This is a genomic window from Lysinibacillus sp. IITD104, assembly GCF_036698265.2.
Taxonomy (GTDB): domain Bacteria; phylum Bacillota; class Bacilli; order Bacillales_A; family Planococcaceae; genus Lysinibacillus; species Lysinibacillus boronitolerans.
In genome coordinates this window covers 3,658,921-3,672,489 of the sequence record NZ_JBAHYH020000001.1, presented here as the reverse complement: position 1 = coordinate 3,672,489, position 13,569 = coordinate 3,658,921, and the positions used below count along the sequence as shown (strand labels likewise).

Genomic DNA, 13,569 nt, shown 5'->3' with positions numbered 1-13,569 from the left:
GTGGATTTTATATATTTTAACCTTCTTCGTTAATAAGAACATTTTTTCCACGCATTTTCATGAACAGTGGTATAAGTAACCAAGAAATCGCTACTACTAAAAATGTGAGAGATAAAGGCTTTGATACAAAAATAGAAAAATCTCCATTAGAGATAGTTAATGCACGGCGCATATTATTTTCAATCATCGGCCCTAGTACAAGTGCAAGGACTAATGGTGCTACTGGATAATCATTTTTAGCAAATAAATAACCAAGTACACCACAAGCTAGTAATAGATACAAATCAAAAGTAGCGAATTGTACAGCATAAACACCAAAAATTGAAATGGCGATAATAATTGGCAATAAATATTTTTTAGGTGTTTCTATGATTTTTGCAAAAATACGGACCAATGGCATGTTTAATGCTAATAACATTAAATTCCCAATAAACATACTAGCAATCAATCCCCAAGCAACTTGAGGATGCTCTTCGAATAATAGGGGACCTGGCTGGATATTGTACATAATAAGTGCACCCATTAAAATAGCTGTAGTACCTGAACCAGGAATTCCTAATGTTAGCAATGGAATCATTGCACCGCCTGATGCCGCATTGTTAGCTGATTCAGGTCCAGCTACACCAGCAATATGGCCTTTTCCGAATTGCTCAGGTGTTTTACTGAATTTTTTTTCGGTAATATAAGAAAAGAATGAGGCAAGGGTTGCGCCCGCGCCAGGCAATACACCAATGAAAAAACCTAATAATGAGCCACGGGCAATCGGAACAGCACTATCTTTTAAATCTTGCTTTGTTGGTAATACACGATTAATTTTTGCTATTTGACCATCTTCTTCGTCTTTTTCAAGAATCGTTTTAAACACTTCACCTAACGCAAATAAACCAACAGCAATCGTTAAAAATTCAATACCAGAGAATAGCATCGGCTGACCAAATGTAAAACGTTCGATACCGGATACTGCATCGATACCTACTGTGCCGAGCATAAGTCCTAAGGCAGTCATAATTAAAGCTTTTGTTATAGAGCGTCCTGCAAGTCCACTTACTGCCGCCAGCCCTAGTAACATTAACGAAAAGTATTCTGCTGGTCCGAATTTTAATGCTAATTTTGAAAGGGGGTTCGCTAATAATATCAGACCTAGTAACGCTACTACCCCAGCACAAAATGAACCGATGGCTGCGATAGAAAGAGCACTTCCAGCACGGCCTTGCTTCGCCATTTGATAGCCATCCAATGTTGTGACAACGGATGAGGATTCACCAGGCGTATTTAACAAAATAGAAGTAGTTGAGCCACCATACATGGCTCCATAATATACTCCTGCAAGTAAAATAATTGAGCTTGTAGCTGCCGCTTCCGTTGGTAAGCCAGCTGTAATGGTTGCTGTAACAGGGATTAATAAAGCAACACCACTCATGGGACCGATCCCCGGAAGTACACCAACTGCTGTTCCAATTATAACACCAACAAGAGCGAATAGAAGATTTTGCCATTGGAAGGCAATGGCAAATCCATCAACTAAAAATTGCAATGTTGACATATGTTCACTCCTTTATACTAAAAAGTTGGAAAACTAGGCAGAGACCCTCCTAGTAAACCTGTAAATACATAATAGACACCCAGTGAAAAACCAGCTGCAATAATGATTGAATAGATCAGTTTTGATCGTTCCATCATTTGGAAACTGATGCACAAAAATAAAAATGTAGTAATCATATATCCTATTTTTTCAAGGAAAAATACATAGGCAATAGCACTTCCAAAAATGATTAAGAACTTTTTAAGCTCTGTAGAGGAGGTTTTAGAAGATGGTGTTGGTCCTCTTGTGATTCGTTCTCTCACAGCATTTTTCCACGATTCATAAAATAATTGAAGACTTAATAAACCTAAAATAATGCCTAAACATAGTGGAAATATTTTAGGACCGACAGTAGATCCATAAGCACTATCAGAAATTTGTGTTGCTTGAAAGACAAATAAAATACTTAGTGTGAGTAAGATAATGCTAAATACTTTATCAAATGTGTGGTTCAATCGTTTTCACCTCCATAGAGAATAATAGAAGGTTACACAAGTAGTTCTATATTTCTTTGAAATACTTGTGTCCCTTTTCTTGACAAATATTATTCCTTTTTTTGCATACCAAGAGCTGTTAACAGTTCAACAATTATTTTATTTTGATTATCTAGGTAGGTTGTAAATTCTTCAGCGTTGCGGTATTCGGCTTGCCAGCCATTACGTGTTACTTCAGCTTGCCATTCTTCTGATTCAGACATTGCTTGTAATTTTTCAGACCAATAAGCAACTGCATTTTCACTCATATTTTTCGGACCAAAAATACCACGCCAGATTGTAAATTCTTCATCAATACCAGCCTCTTTAAATGTTGGAACTTCAGCTAGCTCACCCTCTAAGCGTTCAGATGAACTTACAGCTAATACACGGACATCTCCAGATTTAACATACGTAGCAATTGTAGAAGCATCTGTTGCAATCACATCTGCATTCCCTCCGAGTAAAGCTGTTACGGCCTCACCGCCCCCATCATAGGAAACATATTTGATTGTTTTTAAATCAATGCCTGATTTATAAGCTGGAATAATTCCCACTAGATGATCCATAGAGCCTGGTGCAGAGCCGCCTGCTAATGTGACATCTTTGGGCGAAGTTTTCAGTGCATTTAATACATCTTCAAGCGTTTGGAATGGAGAATCCTGTTTAACAACGATTGCACCATAGTCGCGCGTTAATTGCGCTAAAGGTGTAGTGTCTTTGTAGCCAAATTTACTATTTCCTTCAGCCTTTTCATGATTAATAAGAATAGGAGGCGATTTAACCATCAACATATAATCATTATTTACTTCCTTTGTAGCGAATGTTGCCATAAAGGCAGCCCCACCACCGCCTGGTTTGTTCTCAACTTGGATTGCCTTATCAATTAAACCTGTATCATTCATTGTTTTTGCTATTGCACGAGCTGTTAAATCCCATCCACCGCCAGCCCCAGATGGAGCAACAATAGTAATATTACTTTTCGGATAATCACTTGTTTTCTTTCCTTCTGTTGTTTCTCCATTTGATGCTGAACAGCCAACCAAACTAGTAAATAGTAAGCCAGCTACCATTATTTTTGATATTTTCCTCCACATAAAAATCCCCCTTAAAAATAAAATGGTAGCGCTATCAATCTAGCGCTACCAATACTATAACGTATATCAGAATTGTTTAAATATTGTGTTAATAATGTGGATTAATATCATTTTGTTCATAAAGTTTATTTGGAAATAAAGTATCGTCGCTCAGGACGACCAACTGTACCATAGGTGAGTTCAGTGTATGCCTGCTTTTGTGTAACTAAAAATTCTAAATAGCGGCGAGCGGTGGAACGACTAACACCGATATTTCTTCCTAATAGTTCAGCTGTACTACCATCTTCCATCGTACTTAAATAATTGATAACATGATTCATTGTTGTTGAATCAATGCCTTTCGGTAGTAGTGGTGTATCTTGAGGAATAGTTAAAGTTGCTTTTGGCCATAAATATTGAATTTTTTCTTGTGTAAATTTCTCGTTCTTTTGCAGCAATAAATGCTTGTAACGGAATTTTTCTATACTTTCTTTTAGTTGATCGAATGTAAATGGCTTTAAAATATAGTCCGTAACATTTTTCAGATAAGCTTTTTGAACAATATGTGCCTCTGTAGCTGCGGTAATTAAAATGATGCTACTTGTTGGACTTAATTCATTGATTTTATCTATTAAATCAACTCCAAGAATATCTGGTAAAAATACATCCAGTAATATAAGATGTGGTGAAAATGATTGAAGCCAGTCTATAGCTTCTTCCCCAGTGTTGGCACGCGCAATTACTGTGAAACCTTCAATTTTCTCTAAAAAACGACAATGTACGTCTGCTACCCGTACATCGTCTTCAATGACTAGCACTTCAATATCATTCATTAATGATAATCCCCCTTTTGCTAATAGATACAATGAATAGGGCACCGCCTAAATCGCCTTCTCCAAGAGCGAGTGAGCCGTTTAAATCATGGATGCTGGAAATTACTTTCCTTAATCCGTAGCCTCGGAGCTTAGTATCTTTTGTAGAAATATTTTCTGAAAATAGTACATCTAGTTTTTCTTGTGCTAAACCATTACCAGAGTCCTCGACTTCAAAGATGATTTCCTCGCCATTATCCAAGATAAAGAGTCTGACGATTCGTTGTTGCTCTTTATTTTTTTCAACCTCTTCAAAAGCATTGGTTAATAAATTACCCATAATTGAAATGATCAGACTTTTTTCGATATTTTCAGGAAAATTTTCTAAATAACTATCCTCATCAAAAATCAATTGAATCTTTAATTCACGAGCACGGTTAAAAAATCCAATAATTAAACCATTTAAAAATGGGTCTTTCACACGATTTGTAATAAATTGTGTTAGAGAGGAATGTCCTTGTACTTATTTATGAATAATAGATAGGGCTTCTTCGGATGCATTTAATTGAATAAGGCCTGAAATTGTATAAAGGACATTTTTAAATTCATGTGTTTGGGCACGTAAGGATTCCGTGTATTGTTTTACTTGTGATAATTCGATAGCCATTTGCTCAATTTCTGATTGTAAACGGAAGCTTGCAACAGCACCGACAATTTTACCATTCACCTTCATAGGAACACGATTTACAATAATTTCATGACCGTTGATATTCATTAATTTATCTAACTGTTTTTCACCGTTCATTAACACATTAAGAAGATGTGTATTTGGTATATGTTGCTCGATATTATCACCAATGATAGTCGTATTGTTTGCAAGATTTAAGATATTGGCTGCAGCATTATTCAATGTTGTAATTTCACCTTTATCATTTACGGTAATAATAGCTTCACGAACTGATTCAATTAAAACATTTTTTTCTGTTAACAGATTTGCAATTTCATTTGGCTCCAAATTAAAAATTTGCTTTTTAATATTTCGGGACAAAAATATAGAACCGATAATACCAATACTTAGTGCAATTACCATCGTATAAAAAATATTATCCAGGTATAAAAGGTATAAGTGATCTAATTCACTTGTTAAGTAGCCAATTGACACAACACCTATAATCGAGCCATTTGTATCAAAAATAGGTGCTTTGCCTCGAATTGATTGTCCCATTGAACCATTTGCAATTGAAATATAAGATTCACCTTTTTTCAATGCCCTGTCATTATCATCACCCACCATGGATTTGCCAATACGATCAGCAAGCGGATGGGTGTAGCGTATCCCTTCTTTATCTCCTATGACCACGTAAGTCGCTTTTGCAGCATGCATGATGTCATTGCTAATTTTTTGCAGAACCTCGGATGGGTTGTCTGTGTGAAAAGCTGCTATAACATCGCCTCTACTAGCTGTTGTTTCCGCCAAATATAGCGCTCTGTTACCAATTTGTGTTTGTAATGCATCCGAAATGGTTACATAAAAAAGTAGACCAGCTAAAGTGACGATAATAAAAATTAAAAAACTACTGTAATAGGCAAAGCGAGTTTGGAGTTTTAATGTTTTAAAGAAAATCGAAAATCCCACCTTAGAAATTTTAATAGTATACAAACTAGTATCTTGTGTAATTTTCGATTATATAGAAAATTTTAAAAATTTGCTAGATAGTGATTAAAATATATAATGAAATGCTTCTAATGAGCCAAGGATGCTGAAAATAACAAGAGAAGGAAGTTATTTTAACGGTCAGTGTATAAGAGGATCACAAAACAACAATACATTTTACATATGTAAAATCGTGATTTATAAAGGGAAAAGAATTTTAATAGTGTACCATAGAAAGGGTTGGTTTTTCTGTAACTGCTCATTATTTTTCTAAAATTATAATAGACAGAAAATTCCTGCAGATGTAGAATGAACGATATAGGGGGTGAAAAGTGGCGAAATGTTGAACGAAAATTTTGCTGCGTTGTTGTTACGTGTTGTTCGGATTATTGTGCAAATTGGGATACTTACTATTTTCTATTACATGGGGGTTGGCATTGTTTCTTACTTGCATATCCCTCTTCCAGGAAGCGTCATTGGATTACTTTTATTAGCACTTTCACTCAATTTTAAAATAATTAAGGTTGAATATATACAAGACGGAGCAGGTTTTTTAATTGGCATCTTAACGTTGTTTTTCATTCCAGCAACTGTTGGTGTTATTGATTATCCAGAACTCATGTCAATCACTGGTCTGCTCATTATTTTAGCAGTTATTGCTAGTACATTAATCTCTATTTATGTAACAGGATTGCTGACACAACTTATTGAGAAAAGAGAATTGGCCAAAAAAGAAAGCTCGAAGACTACTGTGGAAGAAGGAAAGGGGGAATTAACTGTTGATTGAAGTAACTGTTGTCCTTAGTACCATTATCATGTTTATTTTATTTACAAAGCTCTATCAACGCTTTCCCCATCCTATCATGATTCCCTTGGTCACTACTACGATTGTCAGTGCAGTGATTTTACTTGTGTTTGATATTCCGTATTCAACTTATATGGAAGGTGGGGAATGGCTTCAGAAAATGCTAGGGCCAGCTGTGGTGGCACTTGCATATCCTCTCTATAATCAACGAGCAATTATTATGAAATATAAGTACTCTATTTTATCAGGACTCCTAATCGGCATGATAACAGGCTTAGTGACAATTTTTGTGTTACTAAAATGGATTGGTGTAGAACCTGGCTGGATGCTCACAGCATTACCTAAATCGTTAACAACGCCTGTTGGAATGCAGGTGAGCGAAACGATTGGTGGCATTCCTCCTTTAACCGCTGTTTTCGTCATGATTGCAGGGTTTGTAGGGGCCATTATCGGACCATTAGTCATTAAGTATGGCAAAATCGACTCTGCTGTGAGTAGAGGAGTGGCAGTAGGAAGTGCTTCACACGGGGTAGGTCTTGTGAAATTAAGAGAATATGGGGAACAGGAATTATCAGTTGGTTCCTTATCAATGGGTTTAACGGCTGTTATCGGAGCATTCTTCTGCCCTTTATTTGTTTATTTATTTTTATAGATGGTGATATGCATAAGCAATTTATCGTTATGAAAATGAAATTAAAAATACTTCTGATAATATTCTATTATATCTATTTTGTAATGAAGAGAATGTTTTTCTGCTTGTGTTCAACACGAAGGATATCTTCATTTCTGTGTTGTATAAATATAAAAGCTAGCCCTTCTTAGGGGCTTGAATACCTTTTTTGATTCACAAGGAAAATGAGTATTCAATTATCGGCCAATTGGCAGTTATTTTTCAGTGAATTTACTGTTATATTGTAAATAATATTAATTTTCTTTAAAAAAAGGTATTTTTTATTACAGAGAGAAATTAATTGATTATTATAGAGAATGGAGGGGAGGGTTTTATGAAGAAGAGTACAGCTATAGACGTACAACATCGAAGTCAATTAGCCATTTATTTATCATTGCCGATACTTTCATGGGCATTCTATGATTTTGCGAATACAATTTTTTCTTCAAATATAAATACAATATTTTTCCCGTTTTACATGGATGAGGTTTTAGGTACAAATGAAGTCATGCAACAAGTTGCGAGCACCTTTATATCGTATGCAAATGCGATTGCAAGCTTGTTGCTCGTTATCTTTTCACCGCTTTTCGGTGTTTGGATTGATAACACAGGTTATAAAAAAAGATTTATTGTATGGTTTGCATCCATATCTATTCTGTTTACGTTTATGATGGGAATGTTTGCGAATATACAAACCACTGTCAATTACTCTGGTGTACCTCTTAGTTTGTTTTTGGTTGTTGCAAGTTTTGTCATAGCAAAATTTTTCTTTAATTCTAGTTTAGTATTTTACGATTCTATGATGGGTGATCTAGGGACAAAAGAAGAAATGCCACTCATCTCAGGGTATGGAGTTGCAATCGGGTATCTTGGTACACTTTTTGGATTACTTGTTTACTTGTATGTTGGTAATAGCGATTTTCATCGAGCATTTATTCCAACAGCTATCCTGTATCTACTCTTTTCATTGCCATTATTCTTAATTAATAAAGATACACCGATTCCAAAATCACAGCGGAAGTCCTTAAAGTTTTTAGATGGTTATAAGGAAATCATTCAAACATTTAAAGATATGAGGCAATATAAAGCAATCTTTACCTTTATGATTGCTTATTTCTTTTTAAATGATGCCATTGCTACAACGATTGCAATGATGGCTGTTTATGCGACAACAATTGTCGGCTTTAGTTCTGGACAATTTATCGTTCTTTATTTGGTCTCTACAGTTTCAACAATCCTTGGATCACTTGCATTTGGGTATATTACGAAATCAATAGGAGCTAAACGTGCCATTACAATTGTTGCACTTATTATGATAGTTGCGTTGGTATTCGCTGTTTTTGCCTCAGCACAATGGATGTTCTGGCTTGCTGGTAGTCTTTTTGGTATCTCACTTGGCTCAATGTGGGTGACATCTAGGACATATATAATTGAATTATCACCAAATGAAAAACGCGGTCAATTTTTTGGGTTGTTTGCTTTTTCAGGTAAGGTATCATCCATTATCGGTCCAGCCGTATATGGAACTGTTACATTGTGGATGAAGGATTATGGTACTCTCGCTAGTCGTGTAGCACTATCAACGTTGATTGTTATGACTGTCGTTGGTCTACTGGTACATCTAAAAGTTAATGATAAAAATGGAAATAGCAAGTAGGAGAAATGTATTGCCTATGATACAATTGAATTATAAACAGATGTAGAGAAAGGAGCGGGGTTGCATTGGAACATAAAGGAATATTATTAGAAAGTGGCACAAATGAGCTAGAGATCGTTGAATTTGAAGTAGCAAACAATAAATTCGGCATCAATGTTATTAAAGTAAAAGAAATTATTCAACCGATCCCAGTAACATTTATCCCACACGCGCACCCGCATGTAGAAGGAATCATTCAATTACGAGGTGAGGTATTACCTGTTGTAGATATGCTACGAGTATTAGGGATTCAAGGTGCTGAGCGAAATCCACAACAAAAATATATTGTAGCAGAGTTTAATAAACAACGTGTGGTTTTCCATGTAGATAATGTCACACAGATTCATCGTATTTCTTGGAATCAAATTGAAAAGCCTTCAGATATGTATCAAGGAGGTACATCACAAGTAATTGGTGTCATTAAACAGAATGAGCAAATGATTCTATTACTAGATTTCGAAAGAATTATGGTGGATATCAATCCTGCATCAGGAATTAGTGTGGAATCTGTTAAAAAGCTCGGCAAACGTGAGCGATCTGGTAAGCGAATTTTAATTGCGGAAGATTCACCGTTATTACGTAAATTACTATTCGATACAATGAGTGAAGCTGGTTATGACAATGTTGAATTCTTTGAAAATGGCCGCGATGCTTATGAATACTTAGAGGGAATTGTGAAGAGTGGTAGTGATATAGCAGAGCATATTCAATTGGTAGTAACGGATATTGAAATGCCACAAATGGATGGCCATCATTTGACACGAAAAATCAAAGAGCATCCCGATCTTCAAAAGCTTCCTGTTATCATTTTCTCAAGTCTCATTACAGATGACCTACGTCATAAAGGTGATCAAGTAGGGGCTGAGGATCAAATAAGTAAGCCAGAAATTGCAGAGCTCATTTTACGTGTTGACCAACTAATTCTGTAATCACCATGGCTTACATGATACTTCTCAATTTTAATAATTGGTATCCTGCAAGTAAAAATAAATGAAAGAAAAGTCGGATGCCTTAATTAAGAGGGACCGACTTTTTTTGTATATGTCCAAATATTATGAACAAAATAAATTGTAGACGCTTGAAGGATGTGATTATTTGAATGAATTAAAAACAGCGATTATTGATATCGGCTCCAATACTATTCGATTAGTATTATATCAATATGATAATGAAGAGGGACTTCGTGAGCTTGGAAATATCAAAACGGTAGCACGATTGCGTACATATATACAGCCCTCAGGGGAGATGTCTGATGAAGGTATTCAATTGTTATCAGAAACTTTATTAACATTTAAAGCAATGCTTGAGGATTTTGAAGTAACAGATGTAAAAGCTGCTGCGACTGCTGCCATCCGACAAGCCACTAATCGTGACAAAATTATTGAGGTAATGAAAGAACGAACAGGTATCCAAATAGAGCTTTTATCAGAAGAGGAAGAAGCCTATTTTGGCTACGTTGCTGTTGCTTATTCCATGGGTACGAAATCGGCTGTGACGATAGATATCGGTGGTGGTAGTACCGAAATTACGCTGTTTGAAAATAAAGAAATTCAGCAATCACATAGCTTTCCTTTTGGGACAGTTTCTTTAAAGCAACGTTTTGTAAAAGGTGACATTATCAATAGTAGTGAGAAAAAAGAGCTTCTTACCTTTGTAAAAGAGCAGTTCCAAACTCTCCCTTGGATAAAAAATATTGCTCTACCTATTATCGCAATTGGTGGTAGTGCGCGCAATATTGCTCAAATACATCAACAAAAGCATGATTATCCTATTGCCAGCGTTCATGGCTACGAAATGACAAAGGGAGATTTGGATGATTTAAGCTTATTTTTAGGGCAATTAAGCTTTCAGGAATTGAAACAATTGGACGGTCTTTCATCAGACCGTGCAGATATCATTGTTCCTGCATTAGAGGTATTTAGAGTGTTGATGGAGGTAGTTGGTAGTGAGTCCTTCCAACTGACAAAACGAGGTTTACGTGAGGGACTCATTTTTCAACGGATTTTGCAAACAGACACACAAGCCTTTGATAAATATAATGTATTTGAAGGAAATGCTAGAAGATTAGCACGTCAGTATGGTCGGAGTGAAATGGAAGTAGATTATTTAATGCATTTAGCAGATCAATTGTATCGTGAATGTTGTCATTTAGGCTACTTGCAATATAATCCAGAAGATTTGCATTTATTAGCAAAAGCGGCGAAGGTTTTTAATATAGGAGAGTATATCGAATTAAGCTCTTCAAGCCAACATACTTTTTATTTAATTGCAAATCAATCCATTGATGGTTTAAATCATTTAGAACGAGTAAAACTAGCACTTCTTGCCTCCTATAAAAATAAAGATTATTTCGAACGATTTGCTGCTCCATTTGCTACATGGATGAGTCGGGAGGAACATCGTAAAATACGAGATTTCGGAGCGTTATTAAAATTTGTCTATGCATTAAATGTTTCAAAGCGCAATATTGTACACGCTATTGAAATGCACACCGAAGAAGATCATGTTCAGCTTGATATTTATGTTAAAAAGAATGCTGCGGCTGAAAAATATCAAGCCAATCGACATAGAAAACATTTAGAACGTGCATTAAAAATCCCAATGAAAATCAATTTTATTGAAGAAGGGTGGAACAATGGATGACAACTGAAGTAACGAAAAACGAGCTATACGAGGAAGAGTTTTCCGAAAACTACAATCTATTGTTGGAGGAAATTGCAAAGCCTCAATATTATAATAATCGGGAATTAAGCTGGCTTGCCTTTAATGAGCGAGTATTAGAAGAAGCAGAGGATATTAATAATCCTCTGCTAGAGCGTTTAAAATTTTTGGCTATATTTAGTTCAAATTTAGATGAATTTTTTATGGTGCGTGTTGCAGGATTACAGGACCAGGTACGCGCTGGTTTTCATAAGCCCGAAAACAAATCTGGCTTAACGCCAAAGGAACAGTTGGCCAAAATCGCAGAACGCACACAAGCATTAGTTCGTCGACAAACCGAGGTATATCGACATTTAATCTATGATTTACTGCCACAACATAATGTACATATTGCGGACATGAAAGATTTAAATAGCACACAAAAATCATTTATCAATGAAATGTTTGCAGAAACTATCTTCCCTGTTTTAACACCTGTTGCAGTGGATGCATATCGTCCTTTCCCAACCTTACTTGGTAAAACCTTGAATTTACTAGTACTGTTAGAGCAGGATGAGTCAGATCTTGAAAGTCGTGAAAAAGTGGCAATTGTCCAGGTTCCATCTGTGTTAGATCGCTATATAAAAGTACCGTCAGAAGAAGGAAAGACAGTTGTCGTTTTATTGGAGGATGTGATAGTAGCGCATATAGAAAAGCTGTTTTATGGCTATAGCGTAAAATCAGCACAAGCCTTCCGTTTAACAAGAAATGCGGATTTAACGATCCATGAAGAAGGGGCTCGAGATCTTCTCGTGGAGATCGAAAAAGAGCTGAAAAAGCGAAAATGGGGAGTAGGAAGCCGTTTAGAAGTTCGAGTTGGAGAAATGAATGAGGAAGTGCTGAGATACTTACTAGATGAATTTGAAATAGAAGAATCCGATGTATTCCATATTGATGGTCCATTGGATTTAACGTTTATGTTCTCTTTTGTGAAAGGTATTTCTGTAGGTCGTGAGCATTTAGAATATGAAAGCTTTATCCCACAGCCACCTTTAGATTTACAGTCTGACGAAAATATTTTCGAAAAAGCACTTCAACAGGATATATTTTTCCATCATCCATATGAATCTTTTGCCCCTATTGTTGATTTTATTTCTGAGGCCGCTGTTAACCCGAATGTATTGGCTATAAAACAGACATTATATCGAGTAAGCGGGAATTCACCGATTATTCAAGCGTTAAAGCTTGCCGCTGAAAACGGTAAACAAGTCACGGTATTAGTTGAGCTAAAGGCTCGCTTCGACGAAGAAAATAATGTGCACTGGGCAAAACAATTAGAACAAGCAGGTTGTCTTGTGATTTATGGGATGAATAATTTAAAAACACACTCCAAAATCACGCTAGTCGTTAGTCGTCGTAACGGCAAAATTGAACGCTTTGTCCATTTGGGTACAGGAAATTATAATGATGCTACTGCAAAAATCTATACGGATATGGGCATAATAACGACAGATAAAGAGTTTGGCATTGATGCGACAAATTTCTTTAACTACTTAAGTGGCTATACAGAAAAGCCTACTTTTAATCATTTAGTCGTGGCACCATTTGATATACGAGATGAGTTTATTCGTTTAATGGATGAGGAAATTGCCTGTCATAAAAAATATGGAAATGGTTTTATTCGTGCAAAAATGAATTCATTGACAGACAAAGATTTAATGATGAAGCTTTATGAGGCATCGATTGCGGGTGTAAAGGTCGAGCTTATTATTCGTGGTATATGCTGTATTAGACCAGGAATCCCAGGTATTAGTGAGAACATTACTGTAACAAGTATTGTTGGTCGTTTCCTTGAACATTCTCGTATTTATTGGTTCCATCATAATGGGGAAAATAAAGTCTATTTATCCTCTGCAGATATGATGACACGCAATATGATTAAACGTGTAGAAATTTTATTCCCTGTATATGCAAGTGAAGCAAAAACTCGTATTATTGACATAATGAATGCACAATTAATGGATACTGCCAAAGCACGTATTCAAGACTCTAATGGTAAGTATCATTATAAAGAGTTTGATCGTAGCGAAGATCCATTAAATAGCCAGGAAATTTTCTTGAAGGATGCATTAAAGCCTACGCTAGACGAAGAATAGAGCAA

The 13,569-nt window shown here is 35.9% G+C and carries 12 protein-coding genes; 6 read left to right on the top strand and 6 right to left on the bottom strand.

From position 1 onward, the window contains the following. Nucleotides 1-16: 16 nt before the first annotated feature. The 6 genes from V1L66_RS18685 to V1L66_RS18660 form a co-directional block, all read right to left on the bottom strand. Nucleotides 17-1,543 carry a tripartite tricarboxylate transporter permease gene (locus V1L66_RS18685; RefSeq protein WP_036077051.1) on the bottom strand — a complete coding sequence of 509 codons (1,527 nt, stop codon included), beginning with the start codon at nucleotides 1,541-1,543 and terminating at the stop codon, nucleotides 17-19. A 17-nt stretch (nucleotides 1,544-1,560) separates the two neighbouring features. Then, complete coding sequence (locus V1L66_RS18680) at nucleotides 1,561-2,037, bottom strand: tripartite tricarboxylate transporter TctB family protein (protein WP_333006609.1); 477 nt, start codon at nucleotides 2,035-2,037, stop codon at nucleotides 1,561-1,563. Between the two features lie 89 nt (nucleotides 2,038-2,126). Beyond that, nucleotides 2,127-3,152, bottom strand: a complete 1,026-nt coding sequence (locus tag V1L66_RS18675) for a tripartite tricarboxylate transporter substrate binding protein (RefSeq protein ID WP_026023527.1) — start codon at nucleotides 3,150-3,152, stop codon at nucleotides 2,127-2,129. 125 nt (nucleotides 3,153-3,277) lie between these two features. Next, on the bottom strand, nucleotides 3,278-3,964 hold the full coding sequence (locus V1L66_RS18670; RefSeq protein WP_016995009.1) for a response regulator: 687 nt from the start codon (nucleotides 3,962-3,964) through the stop codon (nucleotides 3,278-3,280). Continuing rightward, on the bottom strand, nucleotides 3,957-4,424 hold the full coding sequence (locus V1L66_RS18665) for an ATP-binding protein (protein ID WP_333006608.1): 468 nt from the start codon (nucleotides 4,422-4,424) through the stop codon (nucleotides 3,957-3,959). The genes V1L66_RS18670 and V1L66_RS18665 overlap by 8 nt, the downstream gene beginning before the upstream one ends. Nucleotides 4,425-4,466: 42 nt before the next feature. After that, complete coding sequence (locus tag V1L66_RS18660) at nucleotides 4,467-5,603, bottom strand: sensor histidine kinase (RefSeq protein WP_333006607.1); 1,137 nt, start codon at nucleotides 5,601-5,603, stop codon at nucleotides 4,467-4,469. A gap of 334 nt (nucleotides 5,604-5,937) precedes the next feature. On the opposite strand from V1L66_RS18660, the gene V1L66_RS18655 reads away from it, so the two are divergent. The 6 genes from V1L66_RS18655 to V1L66_RS18630 all read left to right on the top strand — a co-directional run bounded on the left by V1L66_RS18655 (nucleotide 5,938) and on the right by V1L66_RS18630 (nucleotide 13,564). Beyond that, nucleotides 5,938-6,384: a CidA/LrgA family protein gene (locus V1L66_RS18655; RefSeq protein ID WP_036077057.1), complete on the top strand. Its 447-nt coding sequence runs from the start codon at nucleotides 5,938-5,940 to the stop codon at nucleotides 6,382-6,384. Next, nucleotides 6,377-7,054: an LrgB family protein gene (locus V1L66_RS18650; RefSeq protein ID WP_333006606.1), complete on the top strand. Its 678-nt coding sequence runs from the start codon at nucleotides 6,377-6,379 to the stop codon at nucleotides 7,052-7,054. Before V1L66_RS18655 ends, V1L66_RS18650 begins: the two co-directional genes overlap by 8 nt. Nucleotides 7,055-7,406: 352 nt before the next feature. Further along, nucleotides 7,407-8,729 carry an MFS transporter gene (locus tag V1L66_RS18645; RefSeq protein ID WP_333006367.1) on the top strand — a complete coding sequence of 441 codons (1,323 nt, stop codon included), beginning with the start codon at nucleotides 7,407-7,409 and terminating at the stop codon, nucleotides 8,727-8,729. 65 nt (nucleotides 8,730-8,794) lie between these two features. Then, nucleotides 8,795-9,697, top strand: coding sequence for a chemotaxis protein (locus V1L66_RS18640; protein ID WP_016992447.1), 903 nt, complete (start codon nucleotides 8,795-8,797; stop codon nucleotides 9,695-9,697). Between the two features lie 166 nt (nucleotides 9,698-9,863). Beyond that, nucleotides 9,864-11,411, top strand: coding sequence for a Ppx/GppA family phosphatase (locus V1L66_RS18635; protein ID WP_016992446.1), 1,548 nt, complete (start codon nucleotides 9,864-9,866; stop codon nucleotides 11,409-11,411). After that, on the top strand, nucleotides 11,408-13,564 hold the full coding sequence (locus V1L66_RS18630) for an RNA degradosome polyphosphate kinase (protein WP_333006368.1): 2,157 nt from the start codon (nucleotides 11,408-11,410) through the stop codon (nucleotides 13,562-13,564). The genes V1L66_RS18635 and V1L66_RS18630 overlap by 4 nt, the downstream gene beginning before the upstream one ends. Nucleotides 13,565-13,569: the final 5 nt, after the last annotated feature.